At 57.8% G+C, this 17,521-nt stretch carries 15 protein-coding genes and 1 tRNA gene; 10 read left to right on the top strand and 6 right to left on the bottom strand.

The window, feature by feature from the left end; translation table 11 throughout:
* Positions 1–40: 40 nt before the first annotated feature.
* Positions 41–769, top strand: coding sequence for a PAS domain-containing protein (locus EYC79_RS23205; RefSeq protein WP_130979648.1), 729 nt, complete (start codon positions 41–43; stop codon positions 767–769).
* 33 nt (positions 770–802) lie between these two features.
* Here the strand turns inward: EYC79_RS23205 and EYC79_RS23200 are convergent, their stop codons facing one another.
* Positions 803–1,606, bottom strand: coding sequence for a TSUP family transporter (locus tag EYC79_RS23200; protein ID WP_112358445.1), 804 nt, complete (start codon positions 1,604–1,606; stop codon positions 803–805).
* Between the two features lie 276 nt (positions 1,607–1,882).
* On the opposite strand from EYC79_RS23200, the gene EYC79_RS23195 reads away from it, so the two are divergent.
* From EYC79_RS23195 to EYC79_RS23185, 3 genes are all read left to right on the top strand, one after another.
* Positions 1,883–2,842 carry a nucleoside hydrolase gene (locus EYC79_RS23195; RefSeq protein WP_130979647.1) on the top strand — a complete coding sequence of 320 codons (960 nt, stop codon included), beginning with the start codon at positions 1,883–1,885 and terminating at the stop codon, positions 2,840–2,842.
* Positions 2,843–3,132: 290 nt separating this feature from the next.
* Positions 3,133–4,353 carry an LL-diaminopimelate aminotransferase gene (locus tag EYC79_RS23190; RefSeq protein ID WP_062425410.1) on the top strand — a complete coding sequence of 407 codons (1,221 nt, stop codon included), beginning with the start codon at positions 3,133–3,135 and terminating at the stop codon, positions 4,351–4,353.
* 65 nt (positions 4,354–4,418) lie between these two features.
* The gene (locus EYC79_RS23185) at positions 4,419–5,729 is read left to right on the top strand and encodes a homoserine dehydrogenase (protein WP_130979646.1); all 1,311 of its coding nucleotides are present in this window, start codon (positions 4,419–4,421) and stop codon (positions 5,727–5,729) included.
* Between the two features lie 227 nt (positions 5,730–5,956).
* Here EYC79_RS23185 and EYC79_RS23180 read toward each other — a convergent pair whose 3' ends face one another.
* The 4 genes from EYC79_RS23180 to EYC79_RS23165 form a co-directional block, all read right to left on the bottom strand.
* Complete coding sequence (locus EYC79_RS23180; RefSeq protein WP_130979645.1) at positions 5,957–6,190, bottom strand: hypothetical protein; 234 nt, start codon at positions 6,188–6,190, stop codon at positions 5,957–5,959.
* 90 nt (positions 6,191–6,280) lie between these two features.
* Positions 6,281–7,870, bottom strand: coding sequence for a hypothetical protein (locus tag EYC79_RS23175; RefSeq protein ID WP_130979644.1), 1,590 nt, complete (start codon positions 7,868–7,870; stop codon positions 6,281–6,283).
* 47 nt (positions 7,871–7,917) lie between these two features.
* Positions 7,918–9,279: a hypothetical protein gene (locus EYC79_RS23170; RefSeq protein ID WP_245495349.1), complete on the bottom strand. Its 1,362-nt coding sequence runs from the start codon at positions 9,277–9,279 to the stop codon at positions 7,918–7,920.
* A 347-nt stretch (positions 9,280–9,626) separates the two neighbouring features.
* Positions 9,627–9,702, bottom strand: a tRNA-Lys gene (locus EYC79_RS23165).
* Positions 9,703–9,885: 183 nt separating this feature from the next.
* Here EYC79_RS23165 and EYC79_RS23160 point away from each other — a divergent pair.
* Together EYC79_RS23160 and EYC79_RS23155 are read left to right on the top strand one after the other, a co-directional pair.
* Positions 9,886–10,632 carry a cytochrome c biogenesis CcdA family protein gene (locus EYC79_RS23160; RefSeq protein ID WP_130979643.1) on the top strand — a complete coding sequence of 249 codons (747 nt, stop codon included), beginning with the start codon at positions 9,886–9,888 and terminating at the stop codon, positions 10,630–10,632.
* Between the two features lie 36 nt (positions 10,633–10,668).
* The gene (locus tag EYC79_RS23155; RefSeq protein WP_130979642.1) at positions 10,669–11,613 is read left to right on the top strand and encodes an AEC family transporter; all 945 of its coding nucleotides are present in this window, start codon (positions 10,669–10,671) and stop codon (positions 11,611–11,613) included.
* Here the strand turns inward: EYC79_RS23155 and EYC79_RS23150 are convergent.
* A complete protein-coding gene (locus EYC79_RS23150; RefSeq protein WP_130979641.1) occupies positions 11,591–12,805 on the bottom strand; it encodes a UbiH/UbiF family hydroxylase in 1,215 nt (404 codons plus the stop codon). The genes EYC79_RS23155 and EYC79_RS23150 overlap by 23 nt on opposite strands.
* 207 nt (positions 12,806–13,012) lie before the next feature.
* Between EYC79_RS23150 and pcsA the strand changes: the two genes are divergently transcribed.
* The 4 genes from pcsA to EYC79_RS23130 all read left to right on the top strand — a co-directional run bounded on the left by pcsA (position 13,013) and on the right by EYC79_RS23130 (position 17,498).
* The gene (gene pcsA, locus EYC79_RS23145) at positions 13,013–13,744 is read left to right on the top strand and encodes a phosphatidylcholine synthase (RefSeq protein WP_062598080.1); all 732 of its coding nucleotides are present in this window, start codon (positions 13,013–13,015) and stop codon (positions 13,742–13,744) included.
* 166 nt (positions 13,745–13,910) lie between these two features.
* Positions 13,911–15,500, top strand: a complete 1,590-nt coding sequence (locus tag EYC79_RS23140; RefSeq protein WP_165457108.1) for an ABC transporter ATP-binding protein — start codon at positions 13,911–13,913, stop codon at positions 15,498–15,500.
* On the top strand, positions 15,490–16,578 hold the full coding sequence (locus EYC79_RS23135; RefSeq protein ID WP_111850602.1) for an ABC transporter permease: 1,089 nt from the start codon (positions 15,490–15,492) through the stop codon (positions 16,576–16,578). Before EYC79_RS23140 ends, EYC79_RS23135 begins: the two co-directional genes overlap by 11 nt.
* Positions 16,578–17,498 (top strand): ABC transporter permease, encoded by a 921-nt coding sequence (locus EYC79_RS23130; RefSeq protein WP_130979640.1) that lies wholly within the window; start codon positions 16,578–16,580, stop codon positions 17,496–17,498. Before EYC79_RS23135 ends, EYC79_RS23130 begins: the two co-directional genes overlap by 1 nt.
* Positions 17,499–17,521 lie beyond the last annotated feature (23 nt).

Genomic DNA, 17,521 nt, shown 5'->3' with positions numbered 1-17,521 from the left:
TTGGCCGGGGGATAGTTCCGGTTTTTCGGAGTAAGCGTGGATGGACACTGTGCTCCAGGATTTTTTTCAAGCTTTTGCGATCAAAAGCAGTCAATTGCGATACGCCATCAACCAAAGTGAGGATGAACTGGTTCAGTTGTTTGACAGGGAGCTCCAGGCGATCGTCAACGACATTCTGGCCTACCAGGCGTCTAACCGCGAAGAGCTCTACAGACAATTCCAGTTTCTCTGCACGCTGGTTCGTGACGAAGCCGACGACCGGCTGGCGGTTGTGCGCCGAAGCGTGATGATGTCAGGGCTGATCGACCGATATTTCCGTGATCACTCAGATTCGTCCGAAGTAGATTTGTCTCCGGCAATCGCGCGACCAGCCAGGGCTCCAGCACCGGCCTATTATGAGCAGCCGCTTTTTAACGAAGCAATCCTCGATAGTCTGGATGATCAGATCATCGTCGTCACAAACGATTATCGCTATCTTTATACCAATAATGCCTACGCAAAATTGAAGAACCGGACCCGCTTATCGCTGATCGGTTGCCACGTCACCGAGTTCATTGGTGAAGATGGTTTTTACCTCCAGGCAAAGCCGGCCCTTGATCGCTGCTTTGCAGGTGAGGAGATCGGATACATTCATCATGCGTACCGGGACGGGCAGAGATTTGCCACCCGATGCCGGATGACGCCGCTGCGCGGACCCAAAAATCACGTCATGGGTGCCGTTGTGGTGTTAAGGAATATCGATGAGATGGCGACACTGGAATGTGGTTGAGAGAGGGCCATGAGCCCTCGCTCTGCGTCGTTATCACGCGCCGCTAAGCTTACCGATGATCCAACCGAGCGAGTAGGGCGCATTCGTATCCAGAATAAGTCTGGCCGCCATGGCAAGGCAGGATATCACCAGGAGCGGGCGGATGATCTTTGCACCATTCCTCATAGCCAGTCTGGACCCGATCTGGGCTCCCAGGAACTGCCCAAATCCCATGACCAGCCCGAGCTTCCAAAGAATCGCACCATTGAGCGTGAACACCAGGAAGCCACCGAAATTCGAGCCAAGGTTCAGGAGCTTCGTATGCGCTGTCGCCTTCAGCATGCCGAAGCCGGCAAGCGCGACGAATGACAGCATATAGAAGGAGCCAGCTCCCGGACCGAAAATGCCATCGTAAAAACCAATCAATGGAACCACCGTCAGACCAAAAACGAACGGCGTGATACGGCGCTGGCTGTCGATGTCGCTGAGGTTTGGCTTGAAGGCGAAGTAGATGGCGATGGCGACGAGCAGGAACGGCATGATTGCCCTCAAAACGTCGGCCGGAACAAAGGATGCGGTAAATGCTCCAGCCATCCCCCCGAGCAGGGCCATCAGCGCCATCGGAAATTGTTCTCTGAGATTGACGTGGCCCTTGCGCGCATAGGCAATGGTTGCCGAAGCGGAGCCGAACTGAGCCTGCAGCTTATTGGTCCCGAGCGCCTCCAGCGGCGGTACGCCCATGATCAGCATGGCCGGCAATACGATCAACCCTCCGCCGCCAGCAATAGAATCGACGAAGCCGGCGAAGACGGCAACAAAGAATAGTATGATGAAAAGCTGGAGAGCGACGTCTTGCACTGGGGAGGGATCCGGAGGGTTTTGCTGGCCGCTTGTGGCACCGAATGCCTTGCCCCGCAACCGCTTTTGCGGGCAAGGCTACAGCATCGGCCCGAAAATCCGACTCGATTTTCGGAAAGCATGATGCGTAGATTCAAAAATATAAAGCGCCGTGCGTCCAATAGGATGCGCGGCGCCTTATTGAGCGAATGGAAATGATTGCGCAGGCCGCGCAGGAAGCTATTGTGCGCCGAACGCTAACGCGAAGCATGCCGACGCATTTGAATGAGGACACATATGCATAAAGTAATTTTCGACACGGATCCGGGTATTGACGATGCAATGGCGCTGCTTTTTCTGCACCGCCACCCTGATATCGATCTTATCGGCGTCACGACCGTTTTCGGCAACGCGCCGATCGAGATTACCACTCGCAATGCGCAGTTCCTCAAACAGCAATGGATGATTGATGCGCCCGTAGCACAGGGCGCCGGCAAGACGTTCGATCCCTCGCGTCCGGACGGCCACTTCCCCACCTTCATCCACGGCGATGATGGGCTTGGCAATATCGGCGTGCCTGAAACGGTCAATGTGCCGCTCGATCCGCGCGCGGCCCATCATTTCATCATCGACACGGTCAAGGCCAATCCCGGTGAAGTGACGCTGATCGCGGTCGGTCGCATGACCAATCTGGCGCTTGCGCTGAAGACCGATCCCGATTTCGCTGCTCTGGTGAAAGAGGTTATCATCATGGGGGGCGCTTTCGACATCAATGGCAATGTCAGCCCTGCGGCAGAGGCGAATATTCACGGTGATCCGGAGGCGGCTGATCTCGTCTTCACCGCAGCTTGGCCCGTCACCGTCATCGGCCTGGACGTCACGACGAAAACCGTGATGACCTCCGGTTTCCTGGCGGATATGGTCAAGGAGAATGGCGCGGCTGTGCAACTTCTGTCGGATCTCTCGCAGTTCTATATCAACTTCTACAACATGCGCACCGGCGACGGCATGGTGGTTCACGATTCCTGTGCCTGCGTCTATCTGACGAATCCTGAGCTGTTCGAAACACGAAGCGGCGCAATCCGTGTTGTTTGTGGCGGTCTTGCGGACGGGCAGACCATCCAGAAGCCCGACGGCGTCACCTTCCCACCGGGCAATTGGGACAATTATCCAAGCCAGAAAGTCTGCACCAGGATCGAGCCGGATCGTGTACTGTCGGTCATTCGCTCTGCAATTGTGCGCGGTGAACGTGGCTGATTGAATTGAGCCGCCGTTCGCGCGGCGGCTTTGCCTTGCATTTTATCAGAATCTGGCGTTATGCAAGCACGACTGGCGCAAGCCGCGTTCTGCGCCAAACTCGTCACGACAAATGTTTCGGCGAAGCACGGTGATCGCGTGGCGTTTCGGGAAAACCAATTCGTGTTTTCCGGCGCTTGCGCTACAATAAACAGCACAGGTCCGATTTGTTCGTGTCGGCTTATGTTTCAAACCAAAAAACGAACGCTACTGTGGGCCGGACGATCCGGTCCATTTCCATGAGGAAAGAGATGGAAGAGTTTCACAAGGTCAAGCGTCTGCCGCAATACGTCTTCGAACAGGTCAACCGTTTGAAAGCGAGCGCGCGAGCGGGTGGCGCGGATATCATTGACCTTGGCATGGGCAATCCGGATCTGCCGACACCCAAGGCAATCGTCGACAAGCTTTGCGAAGTCGTCCAGGACCCACGCACGCATCGTTACTCCTCCTCCAAGGGCATCCCAGGCCTTCGCCGCGCCCAGGCCGCTTATTATGCGCGCCGTTTTGGCGTGAAGCTGAACCCGGATACACAGGTTGTCGCCACGCTTGGTTCAAAGGAAGGCTTCGCCAATATGGCGCAGGCAATCACCGCACCAGGCGACGTGATCCTGTGTCCGAACCCGACCTATCCGATCCATGCCTTCGGCTTCCTGATGGCAGGCGGCGTCATTCGTTCGATGAATGTCGAGCCGGATGAAACCTTCTTCGGCCCGCTTGAGCGCGCCGTGCGCCATTCGATCCCGAAGCCCTTGGCACTGATTATCAACTACCCATCCAACCCGACGGCACATGTGGCGTCTCTGGATTTCTACAAGGACGTGATCGCTTTTGCGAAGAAACACGATCTGATCGTGCTGTCCGACCTTGCCTATTCGGAAATCTATTTCGATGAGAAGAACCCGCCGCCATCGGTCCTGGAAGTGCCGGGTGCCATGGATGTATCGGTGGAATTCACCTCCATGTCGAAGACCTTCTCCATGCCCGGCTGGCGTATGGGCTTTGCTGTCGGCAACGAACGTTTGATCGCCGCACTGACCCGCGTAAAGTCCTACCTCGATTACGGCGCCTTCACGCCGATCCAGGTTGCTGCCACGCACGCTCTGAACGGTGACGGCTCTGATATTGCAGAAGTGCGCAATGTCTATCGCCGCCGTCGCGACGTCATGGTCGATACATTCGGCAAGGCCGGCTTCGAGGTTCCGCCTCCGGCTGCCACCATGTTCGCCTGGGCGAAAATCCCGGAGAAATTCCGTCATCTCGGTTCGCTTGAATTTTCCAAGCTCTTGATCGAGAAGGCCGACATTGCGGTTGCTCCGGGTGTCGGCTTCGGCGAGATGGGTGACGATTATGTCCGCCTCGCGCTCGTCGAGAATGAGCACAGAATTCGTCAGGCCGCGCGCAATCTCAAGCGCTTCCTGTCGACTGCGGACGATACGTTGCATAACGTCGTCTCGCTCAACGCCCACAGATAAGGGCAACCCGCCAAGGTGGCCGGTTCCGGCCACCTCTTTCATTAAAGCAAATCAGGAATATACCCATGGCAGATTCATTGAGAATCGGCATAGCGGGACTCGGCACTGTCGGCTCTTCGCTCGTGCGCATCCTCCAGCAGAGAAGCAACGAACTTGCGATTACCTGCGGACGCGCAATTGAGATTATTGCTGTTTCCGCGCGCGACCGTTCGCGCGACCGCGGCATTGATATCTCGGGTATTACCTGGTTCGATACGCCTGAAGACATGGCCGAGAAGGCCGATATCGATGTCTTCGTCGAGCTGGTCGGTGGCGCCTCAGGTGCTGCGGAAAAAGCCGTTCGGGCGGCTCTCTCGCGCGGTCTCCATGTGGTGACAGCAAACAAGGCGCTGCTGGCAAAGCATGGTGTAGAACTGGCAAAGATGGCGGAAGAAAAGGGCGCTCTGCTAAACTTCGAAGCAGCTGTCGCCGGTGGGATCCCCATCATCAAGGCACTGCGTGAATCCCTGACCGGTAACCACGTATCGCGCGTCTACGGCATCATGAACGGCACCTGCAACTACATCCTGACCAAGATGGAGAAGGAAGGCCTGTCCTTCGAAGTCTGCCTGAAGGAAGCGCAGCGGCTTGGCTACGCGGAGGCGGACCCGGCTTTCGATATCGAAGGCAACGACACGGCGCATAAGCTTGCGATCCTGACGACGCTCGCCTTCGGCTCCAAGATTGCCGCCGACGATATCTATCTTGAAGGCATCACCAATATCTCGATCGAAGATATTCAGGCAGCCGCCGATCTTGGCTATCGCATCAAGCTTCTTGGTGTCGCGCAACTGACCGAGTCCGGCATCGAGCAGCGCGTCCACCCGACCATGGTGCCGCTCGATTCCGTCATCGCTCAGGTCGATGGCGTCACCAATGCCGTTGCGGTGGAATCCGATATTCTCGGTGAATTGCTGATGGTTGGTCCAGGGGCCGGCGGCAATGCGACGGCATCTGCGGTGCTGGGCGATGTCGCCGATATCGCCAAGAGCCGCCCAGGTGCCCAGCAGGTGCCGGTTCTCGGTCGACCAGCCAAGTCACTGACGGATTATCGTCGTGCCAAGATGAAGAGCCACGAAGGCGGCTACTTCATCCGTCTGACGGTCAAGGACAAGGCCGGTGTGTTTGCCTCCATCGCGACCCGCATGGCGGAAAACAATATCTCGCTCGAATCGATCGTTCAGCGCTCTCAGGTGCCGACGGAGGAGGGGGCTCAGACCATCATCCTCGTCACGCATGCGACCATGGAAGATGCGATCCGCAAGGCGGTCAAAGCGATCAAGAGCGAAAAGTATTTGGTCAGCGAACCGCAGGTGATCCGCATCGAGCGCACGTGAGGCTTAGCGCCTTGGCTCGGCTAAGATTGTGTCGGTAATACAGACATTTTGATAAAAAACCCGGGTGCATGTGCTCCCCGGGCTTTTTCTATTTCATACAAGTTGCTTCGGAGGATGAGAAAAGCGCGCACGCCTGCGCCTTGTCGCTCAGCTATGAAGATGTCGACCGAAAAAATCTTGTCGAAATTTGATCGCCAAGATCGATTCATGTCAGCATCGCCGTCCGCTTAAGACGCGTAGGCAGGAGCGCGATAGCTTGGGTCCGACGCAATCGGGTATGTTCCGCGGCTGGCGTCTGCCTCATCATCCAAAGCGATGCTCTGGTTTGCGACACGACCCTGGGAGAGGGTTCCTCCCTCGATCAGCGCCATCTGAATGAGATAGGTGAGAAACGTGCTCTCCTTCGGCGTGGCAAGCAAGGCTGCGCGCAAATGGTCCATCACGATATTGGTGTCACTCATAGTCTGCCCTCATATGTCTTAACGCGCTAAAATTAGCGCATCATCGTGATTGCAGCGTGAATCAACCAAGGGTGTCAGGGATATCTGGGCTTACACGGGAATAGTGTCGATCAATCGGATGCGCCGCATCGTGGTGACAGGATAATCGTCGTCGAGAAAACGAGCTGGCGTAAAGTCTGGCTCAAGCAACCGCAACTGTTCGATCGCTCGTGCCGCATGCGCCGTCATCCCCTTTTGGATGTAGAGGGCAATCAGGTAGCGCAGAGGCGCGCGGAAGGCAGGTCGCAGAATGAGCGCGGCCTCCGCATGGCCGATGGCTGCATCATAGTCACTGACAGCAGCGGCTGACATGCAGCAAAAGAACTCGACGAATGCGCGATGTTCCCCACCTCCGGTCAATTCCAGCGCCTTTGTTGCAGACCTGCGGCTTGCCTTCAACTTGTCGAGAACGAGTTCGGCATTGGACAGGATCGCCATGTTGATCGGGTTGAGCGGATCAAGCTCAGCGGCCCGCTCAGCGAGCTTCAGAGATCCGCGGCTGGATCCTCCACCCAGATATTCCAGGTGGGCGCCGATACTGAGGATGCCCGGGCTATTGCCGTCCTGGCGCAATGCCTCTTGTACGAGTTCCGTGGAGGTGATTTCGTCGCCCAGGAATGCCGTGCTGCGATGCTGGAATTGCGCCATGTTGCGCAGAAAAGCCCGCCACGCGACATATTGCGGACGAGGGTCGCGCTCATAGGCATAGCTCAGATGCCTGTCTGCCTCAGACAGGCTTTGGCGGTCGAAGCGGAAGATGAGGTTGCGAGCGTTGCTTGCCAGAAGCGCTGCGCAGTTCGAGATGGCGAGGTCATCTTTCCGTTCACGCAAGGTGATGAGAATGGCCTGAACCAACGTTCCGCACCAATGGTGCAACGCCTCTTCCGAGGAACTGACGAGCTTTTCAGTACGGGAAGCATAGAGCCTACCGGTCTCCGCATGGCTGATCGTGAAGGTGATATGGCTATGCCGCCCCATCGTCGCGGTCCGGATGGAGACGGCAAGACCGCTGACAGGCTGACGCGCAACAGCCGGCGATGCATGCGGGATATGGGGAAAGATTTGAAAGTCGTCCAAGTCATGAAGCGACGCCGTCGTCAGCGTCATCATGCGGGCGTTGATCAACTCGCTCGCCGACTGATTGTCGGAGTGAAACTGAAAGAAGATGGCTGGCTTCGGCGGTGCTGATTGACGCGGCGCCTCAAAAGCGCTGACGCGGGCCTTTTCAGCGAGTGACGACCGCGTATCGCGAATCCATTCCTCGAACTCCGGATCAGGGACGTCGATATCGGCGAAGGCGTCCTGCTCGTCGCTCCAATCGCCCGGTGACTCGACAAGGCGGTAACTGACTTTGAACCGTGACGAGTCGAGCGCGACCTTTTCACGGTCGGCCTGCAAGATGTCTTGATAGGGCCCGAACGCCTTTCGAATTTCGACAAGCGTTTGACGCAGGCTGTCTGAACCCTTTTTGGCGTCGCGATCGCTCCACAACTTGTCCTGCAGCGATACACGGCTTCGGGAGTAATGCGGCGCCGTCGCCAGAAGAACGAGGAGGCCGCGAGCCTTGGCCGATCGCGGACCCCGGTCATTCCCATCCGGATCAGCGATCCGGAATCGACCAAAGACGTTTAACGACAGCATAGGCGCGCCCTCCGAAGGCAAATCACACCTATGCATATCAGGTCATATTAGCGAAGGAAAAGCCTTCCCGTTGGATCCTGCTCATTTTCGTCCGGCCGTGCAGTGTTGGCATCGGCTGGTGCCAGCAGGCGCGCTTCAGCCGGCTTGAACGGGTAGGGCGTGACATCGGTCGTCGAGGCAGCGTGATCGGGGAAATCGGTCTTCACCCAGTTGCGAAATGCCGCGATTCCCTTTGAGACCTGCAGCACGTAGTCGAGCGACTGCGTGTTCGCGACCGGCGAATTCGTTCCAATGTTGCGGAAGTAGGCGGCAATGGCCGCGTCGTCGTAAGGGTTGGCTGGCACATCAGGCAAAAGTGCTGCCGCTTGGGTCGCTTCAGGCGTATCCGGCAGCACGGCCGTGCCCCAGTCATTGGCACGCTGGTGGCAGGTGATGCATGCCGAGGTGGGATTATCGACAGGGCCATTTGCGCGACCGAAGAGTCCAAGGTTCTGGCGGGGAAGGGCGTAGAACATTGAGGCGACGTCCGGATTGACCCAGCTTTCCTTTGGCGTCGCTGCCTGCTCCAGATAAGCCTTGGCATTGAGCTCCGGGTCGCTGCCCCAGATCAGTCCGACAGGCACCAATCGCTCATAAGGCGTATTGCCTGGCTGCATGGCATTGTACATGAAGGTCCCGAAGAACCAGCCGTTCGGCGAGCGCTTGTCCTTGACCGAAAGGTCCAGCTGGAGAAGGCGCATGGTCATTACCCCGCCATCCTTCTGCCCGGCAACATCCCACTCTTTCGAGCCCGCAAGATAAGGAACGCTGGAGGGTGTGGCAGTGGTGAACAGCATTTTCGCCGACACCGCCCCTTCCGCAAATGTAAAATCCCGGGTCTTAGGGAAGGCGGGATCGCCCCAGATCTGACCGAAGCCATAGCACGCCACATCATTATAGATGCCGACCGCAAAATTGCGCTCCCAGTCCATTTGTAGCGCGTGAAGTTCCTTCGGCCGAGACCACCGCTCGGTCGTCATCCCGCGCAGGGGCTCGCGCAACATGAAGAACCAAGGCGCATCACACCACTGCTCTTCCTTATTGTCCTCAATCCGCCAATCCACATCCGGCCGCGCATTGACCTTAGTGACGTAGTTGAGGATCGACTGCATATAGTCCGCAGGATTCTTGAACGGATCCACCGCCAACCAGGGTAGCTTGCTGTTGTCTGGCAATGTCTTGGGAAAATCATAATGGATCTGAAACTTGCGATCCGTCTCACGCCCCTTCAGCGGCAGGCTGCTGGAACAGTCGAACTTGGCCTTGGCGGCGGCTGCAAAGCTGCTATCTGCCGGCGCCGGACAGTCCGCCAACGCGACGGAGGCAGGGAAGAAAAGAAGAGCGAAACTAAGGAGGCGTGCTTTCATCATTGAGTCTCCAGCGGACGGACGGGACATTGATGTAAGGTGAAGAATTTGGGATTGTAAATACGCAACCTGATACACGGTTTGCGAGTATTGTGGAGGGTTCTGGTGATGAAAAGTGGGACCAGGATCAGATGTCAGATCTGCTGGATGGTCTCAGTGCCAACCAAATATGCGGCTTCAGACAGGCTTGAAAGCGAAGCTCCGCTGTGTCCTGATAAATGGCCGGTTGGTCAAAAAGGGCGACATTAAGCCTCACCTACGGACGACTTCCTTTATGACTCCTCGATACCGAAAAAGCCCAAAGAAGAGAGTCATCGTCTCTGAAGTAGCTGATTTTTATGGAGGATTGTTGGTGAGAGCGCAGGGATTCGAACCCTGGACCTACTGATTAAAAGTCAGTTGCTCTACCGGCTGAGCTACGCTCTCCCAAATGGGGGCGAAGCGCCCCTCGGAAGTGGGCGGAACATAGGTAGAGGCACGTTTGCGGTCAACCCAAAAAAACAGGATTATATCATCTTTCCGCGTTTTTTTGCCGCAACCGCAAAAAGGTGATTGGTGGCAAGGGTTTGGTGGGGCTACAAGGCATCGTGAACCGTCCGGAGTGCCGCATTGTCCATCGCCGATATTTCCCTCCTCACAGCGCTTTTCGCCGGTGCGTTGTCGTTCCTGTCTCCATGCGTGCTGCCGCTCGTGCCGCCGTATCTTTGCTACATGGCGGGCATCTCGGTGGAGCAGTTCAGGGATGAGCGCTTCGAGGCAAAGCCGCAGGTTCGCAAGGCGGTGCTTCTGGCGGCGCTGTTCTTCACCTTGGGTTTTGCCACGGTCTTCGTGGCGCTCGGTGCCGGTGCGTCCACCATTGGAATGGTGCTGCGCCAAAATCTCGACATTCTCGCCAAGATCGGCGGTCTCATCATTATCCTGATGGGATTGAACTTCCTCGGCGTTTTCCGGATTGGCGTCTTCTCGCGCGAGGCGCGTTTCCAAAGCGGCGGCAAGCCCGCCACGCTTTCCGGCGCCTATGTCATGGGATTGGCTTTTGCCTTTGGCTGGACGCCCTGCATCGGTCCCGTACTTGGCGCGATCCTCGGCATTGCGGCCTCGCGTAACACGGTCGGCGAGGGCGCGATGCTGCTTGCCGTCTATTCCGCGGGTCTTGCCATCCCCTTCTGGATAGCGGCTGCCTTTTCCGGCAGTTTCATGCGCTTTCTTGCTCGCTTCCGCCGCCATCTGGGGCTTGTTGAAAAAGTCATGGGCGTCCTGCTGATCCTGACTGGTATCGCTTTCATGTCCGGCTTCATCACCAATGTGGCGATCTGGTTTCAGGAGAGCTTTCCAATCCTGATGAAAATCGGCTAGACCCTCAAAGAAGACGAGCTGCACGGCGAGGGGGCCATGGCTGAAATCGCCGGATTGCTGTTTCCGTTTTTCGGGCTGATCCTGATCGGCTATGTGGCGGCGCGGGTCACGCGCCAGCCCGCCGAAGCACTGGGTTGGCTGAACACCTTCATAATCTATGCCGCACTTCCGGCACTCTTCTTCAAGCTTGTTGCTCGAACACCCGTCGATCAATTGGCGAGGATGGATTTTGTCGTGCTGAGCCTTGCCGCCACCTACGCGATCTTTCTCTGCCTCTTCCTCATCGGCTACTATGTACGGCGCAATAGCTTTGCCGATTGCACCATACAGAGCTTCGCAGGCGCCTATGGCAATATCGGATATATGGGCCCGGGGCTTGCTTTGCTGGCACTTGGAGAGCGCGCGGCTGTTCCTGTCGCGCTCATTGTCTGTCTCGAAAACGCCGCGCATTTCATCGCCGCGCCGGCCCTGATGGCCATTGCCGGCGACGACAAGCGATCCCGCTTGAAACTCGCAGGCGATGTCGCCCGCAAGGTGCTGACGCACCCTTTCATCATCTCGGTAATTGTCGGTTTCGTCGCTGCCGTGTTTTCCTGGCGGCCACCTCAGCCGGTGCAGCAACTGGTGGATTATCTGGCACAATCGGCAGCACCCTGCGCACTCTTTGCCATGGGCGTGACGTTGGCGCTCCGGCCGCTCAAGCGGGTACCGATAGAGATCAGCTATATCGTGCCGGCCAAGCTGATCCTGCATCCGCTGCTGGCTTACGTTCTGATGTCATCCTTCGGCAGCTTCGACCCCATCTGGGTGTCGACGGCGGTTCTTCTGGCAGCACTGCCGACGGCCACGAATGTCTTCGTCATCGGTCAGCATTATCAGGTGTGGCAAGAACGCGCATCGGCGACCATTCTGATCTCCACCGTGCTCTCCGTCTTCACGGTCTCGCTCGTGCTTTATGTCATTCGCGCAACGAGCGTCTGAGGCTTCCCATAATCAGCGAGGGCAGGGCCTTGATACCGCGGCCCGGCTCGATGCCCTCGCGCATCACGAGCCCTCGAAGCGGCCCGACATTACCGAGAACATGCAGTCCCGCCGCACGGGCCATCTGCATCGGCAGCATGCCGGACAGAAGTGACCGGTTGAGAAGATCGACACTCAGCGTGCGGCTGAACACGTCGGCGCGACGTCGGCGATCGAATGTCGCGCCAGCATCTGCCGGGATCGCGCCACCGGTCAATGTGCCGAGCATGTCGGTCAAGACGATGATGTCGCGAAGGCTGAGATTGAGCCCCTGCGCGCCAATCGGCGGAAATCCGTGCCCAGCCTCGCCAATGAGCGCGACGCGTCCCTTGCCGAAGGCGCGGGCCGTCATGCTGGAAAGCGGCCATGTCTGCACGCCCTCTTCGACGGAAACCGTGCCGAGCATGGACTGCATGCGCTCTTCAACGCGCTTGCTTAACGCTTCCAGCGGCAAGGCTGCAAGTTCGGCTGCCTGCTCTGGTTTGACGACCCAGACAAGGCTGGAGCGATCGCCGGGTAGCGGAACCTGGGTGAAGGGTCCGGTTGGGGTATGAAACTCTGTTGAGATATTGCCGTGCGGGCGGGTGTGCGAGAAATTGAGAACGACGGCAGTCTGCGGATAGGACCAGCTTCGAACTCCGATCCCTGCCGCCTCGCGAACCTTGGAATGTCTGCCATCCGCGCCTATGACGAAGCTGCTTGAAACCGTCTCTCCGTTTTTCAGCATGAGTGAGACGTCATGAGATCCGACTTCCACCGTATCGACACTCGCATCGATAAGGGTGATGTTGTTCTCCTGCGCAACAGCTTGCGAAAGAACGCCGAGCAGTGCGCTATTCGGCATGTTCCAGCCGAAGGCGGCAAGTCCGATCTCCGACGAGCGGAAGGCGACCGTCGGCGCGCGCAGTAAACGGTCCGTGCCATCGATGATCTGCATCGTAGAGAGCCGCGCAGCGTATGGTTCGATTTTGGACCAAACCCCAAGCCTGTCGAGAAAGCGGATGGACTGATCCATCAGAGCCGTCGTGCGGCGGTCGGTCCTGTCGGTTTGAGGCGCAATGAGCGCGACGTTTCGGCCAGCGCGTGCAATGGCAAGAGCTGCGATTTGTCCTGCAAGTCCAGCGCCGACAACGGCAACTTCGAAGTTCTTCATCGTCCTGTTCCATTCCTGCAGTCGAGGCTCAACACATAGTGGCTTTGCGCGGTTGAATCCAGAAGCCATCTGGTCAGAGATTGCCATATCGGCGTAGCCGGATGCTGATTAAGTTCGAGGATAAGCATTCCCGCATGGTTGCAAAGAGCGGTGAATGGTCGCATATCGGATAGAGAGAATGAATAAGAGCGGGGCCGTTACGCTGTCATGAAGATCTTCAACTACAGACGCGTACCCTATGCCGAAATCCGGGCGTTCTCCGTTCACATCCTAACAGCCTCCGGTTCCTTTCTTGCCTTCCTTGGTGTCGTCGCCGCCGCTGAACATCGTTTCGTCGACATGTTCTGGTGGCTCGGCCTCGCGCTTCTCGTCGATGGCATCGACGGGCCGATCGCCCGCAAGGTGCAGGTCAAGGAAGTCTTGCCCAACTGGTCCGGTGACACGCTGGATAACATCATCGACTACGTCACCTATGTGTTGCTTCCTGCGTTCGCTCTCTATCAGAGTGGCATGATCGGGGAGCCATGGTCCTTCGTCGCTGCTGGCATGATCGTGGTCTCCAGCGCGATCTATTATGCCGATATGGGCATGAAAACCGACGAGTACTTCTTCTCGGGCTTCCCGGTCGTCTGGAATATGGTGGTGTTCACGCTCTTCGTCATCGATGCCAGCGCCACCACCGCCATGATCATCGTGACGGTGTCGGTGATCCTGACTTTCCTGCCAATCAACTTCCTGCATCCAGTCAGAGTGAAGCGGCTCCGGTGGCTGAACATGGCGGTTTTCCTGCTCTGGTGCGTGCTGAGTGGATACTCGCTTTTGCTGCATTTTCAGTCGCCGGACTGGCTTGTTGCCGGGGTCGTCATCACGGGCATCTACCTCTATTGCATTGGCGGTATTATGCAGTTCGCACCGTCTCTTGGGGCGAAAACCCGCTGAGAAAAACAGTGGTTTAAAACCATCCCTGGATCGTTGTTTTTCGGTTGTACAGCGTCACAAAAAAGGATTTAGTACGCAGAAAGAGCAGTGCTCAATTTTAGTGCAAGGGTGTCGATCCGCTCGTTAAGCCTCATAGAAGTGCGGCGATCGGTGAAAAGGGGAACAGGTGACGGAAACGGTTGCGTCTGGGGCTTTGCCCCTCTTGTCCGTGCGCCAGCTGACCAAGCTGTTTGGAACATTCGCCGCATGCAATGCGATCGATCTCGATATTGCACCTGGCGAGATTCACGCTCTTCTCGGTGAGAACGGTGCCGGAAAATCCACCCTCGTCAAAATGCTTTTCGGCGTGCTGGAGCCCTCCAGCGGAGAGATCGTCTGGAACGGAAATTCTGTGCGGATCGGTTCGCCGGGTGAAGCCCGCAAGCTGGGCATTGGCATGGTGTTCCAGCATTTCTCCCTCTTCGAAGCGCTGACCGTCGCTGAAAACATCGCACTCTCGCTCGATCCCAAGATCTCTCTGAAGGAAATTGCGCGGGAAGCTGAAACACTCTCCAAGGCCTACGGCCTGCCGCTCGACCCTTACGCCCATGTTGCCGATCTTTCGGTGGGCGAGCGCCAGCGCATCGAGATCGTTCGCGCTCTTTTGCAGAACCCAAGGCTTATCATTCTGGATGAACCGACCTCCGTGCTGACACCGCAGGAGGCGGACAGGCTGTTCGAGACGCTGGAGAAGCTGAAAGCCGAAGGGCGTTCCGTGCTTTACATCAGTCATCGCCTGGAAGAGGTGCAACGCATCTGCGATCGCGCCACTGTGTTGCGTCACGGCAAGGTGACGGGGGCCTGCGATCCGCGCCAGGAAACACCGGCCTCTCTTGCGCGCATGATGGTTGGCTCCGACGTCGCTGGCATTCAGCGCGACGACGAATGCACGATCGGCGATGTCGCCGTTGAAATCATCGGTCTCTCTGTTCCGGCACGCACACCCTTTGCCGTGTCGCTCAAGAATATCGCCATGAAGGTGCGCGCGGGCGAGGTGCTTGCCATCGCAGGTATTGCGGGCAATGGACAGGGCGAGTTGTTCGACGCGCTATCCGGTGAATATCCCGTCTCGAAGGACGACGCGATCTTCCTGCGTGGCAAGCCCGTCGGTCGCATGGGCATCAATGGCCGCCGGCTGCTGGGGGCAGGCTTCGTCCCGGAAGAGCGCCACGGCCATGCCGCCGTGCCGAATATGAGCCTCTCTGACAATCTTCTCCTGGCGCGCTGTCGATCCGACAAAAAGGCATTTCTCACCGGCGGTTTCCTGAAAGTCGTCCGTCATTCGGTGATCAAGAACGCCGCCAAGCGCATCTCCGAACAGATGGATGTGCGCAAGAGCGGCGAAGACCCACTCGCCGGTTCGCTCTCCGGCGGAAATCTGCAGAAATTCATCGTCGGTCGGGAGCTCGATCGACAGCCATCGGTTCTCGTCGTCAATCAGCCGACATGGGGTGTGGATGCGGGGGCGGCAAGCCGTATTCGCCAGGCGCTCGTGGACATGGCGAAGGCCGGATCCGCTGTCATCGTGATCAGCCAGGATCTCGACGAAATCTTCGAGGTTGCATCAAGCATCGCCGTTATTTCCGACGGGCAGCTCTCAAGCGCCTATCCGGCAAAGGAGATGACGCGTGAGAAGATCGGCCTGTTGATGGGCGGCGTACACGCGGGAAGCACAGAGCAGGCAGGGCATACGGAGCAGGTCGTTCATGCGCATTGAACTTGAAAAACGCGCAGGGGTCTCCAAGCTCTTTGCCATTCTCTCACCGCTCCTGGCTCTGGTGCTGACGCTTGTCGTCGGTGCCATCATCTTTGCAGCGCTCGGCAAAGAGCCCGTCGGCGCGCTCTACAGCTTCTTCATCGAGCCGTTGCTGGAAGTCTGGTCCCTGCATGAACTCGCCGTCAAGGCAGCGCCGTTGATCCTGATCGCGGTCGGGCTTGCCATCTGTTATCGGTCGAACAACTGGAATATCGGCGCGGAAGGTCAGTTCACAATCGGCGCGATCACCGGCTCCATCCTGCCTGTGCTGAACCCCGATTGGCAGTCTCCCATGATCCTGCCGCTGATGCTTGTCATGGGGGCCGCAGGCGGCGCGCTTTACGCCGGTATCCCGGCGCTCTTGAAGACGCGGTTCAACACCAACGAGATCCTGACCAGCCTCATGCTGGTCTATGTCGCGCAGCTCTTTCTCGACTGGCTGGTGCGCGGCGCCTGGCGCGATCCACAGGGTTACAACTTCCCGCAGACCAAGCCTTTCAACGAAAGCGCCGTTCTGCCTGAACTACTGGATTCGGGGCGTGCCCATTGGGGCGTCGTCTTTGCGCTCGTCGCCGCCGTCGCGCTCTGGTTCATGATGCGCTACATGCTGAAGGGCTTCGAGGTAACCGTGCTCGGCCAATCGGCGCGGGCAGGGCGCTTTGCCGGTTTTTCCTCTCGCGGCATGGTCTGGTTTTCGCTGCTCCTGTCCGGCGCGCTGGCAGGCCTTGCCGGGATTTCGGAAGTCTCCGGCTCCATCGGCCATTTGCAGCCCTCGATTTCACCAGGCTACGGCTTCACCGCTATCATTGTCGCTTTCCTTGGCAGGTTGAACCCACTCGGCATTATCGCCTCAGGGCTGGTTCTCTCGCTGACCTATCTCGGTGGTGAGGCGGTGCAGATGTCGCTGCAGATTTCTGATAAAGTCGTGCGGGTCTTCCAGGGACTGCTGCTCTTCTTTGTCCTGTCCTGCGACACGCTGATCCTCTACAAAATCCGCATCCGCTGGTCGCGCAGCGCTGCCCGTGAAGGAGCCGCATGATGGATATGTTTCAGGCGATCCTTCTCACCGTCATAACTGCCGCAACGCCGCTGGTCATTGCGGCCCTTGGCGAACTCGTCACTGAGCGCGCCGGCGTCCTCAATCTCGGTGTCGAAGGCATGATCGTCATCGGTGCGGTCTGCGCCTTCGCCGCCGCGCATCTGAGTGGTTCGCCCTATATCGGCATTCTCGCCGGGATCGCGGCGGGTGCGCTGTTCTCGCTGCTCTTTGGTTTCCTGACGCTCACGCTTGTCACCAACCAAGTGGCGACCGGGCTCGCGCTCACTATTCTCGGTCTCGGCGTCTCCGGCATGTTGGGAGAAAGCTTCGTTGGCGTGCCCGGCGTCAAGCTGCCGAACATCGTCTTTCCTGTGCTCTCGGATATTCCCTTTATCGGCCCGATCCTCTTCCGCCAGGATTTGATCTTCTACATCTCGATTGCGCTCGTCTTCGGTATCAGCTGGTTCCTGTTCAAAAGCCGAACCGGGCTGAAAATCCGCGCGATCGGTGACAGCCATTCGTCAGCCCACGCGCTTGGCATCAACGTCATCCGCACGCGCTATTTTGCCGTGATGTTCGGCGGCGCATGTGCGGGTCTTGCGGGCGCGCAGCTCTCGCTCGTCTACACGCCGCAATGGGTGGAAAACATGTCTGCCGGTCGTGGCTGGATTGCGCTGGCGCTCGTCGTCTTCGCGTCCTGGCGGCCATGGCGGGTGCTGGTGGGCGGCTATCTCTTCGGCGCAGTGACGATCGGCCAGTTGCATGCACAGGCCTTCGGCATTGGGGTGCCGTCACAGCTACTTTCAGCGCTTCCTTATGTAGCAACTATTGTGGTGTTGATTATCATCTCCCATAATCGGCGCACGACGCTGATCAATACACCGGCATCGCTCGGCAAACCGTTCGTGCCGGATCGCTAAAAATCCGAAAGTCATGCCTAACC

This window comes from Agrobacterium cavarae (assembly GCF_004310285.1).
Lineage (GTDB): Bacteria > Pseudomonadota > Alphaproteobacteria > Rhizobiales > Rhizobiaceae > Agrobacterium > Agrobacterium cavarae.
Note: the sequence above shows the minus strand (reverse complement) of the source record. Positions and strands in the feature narration are given on the sequence as shown.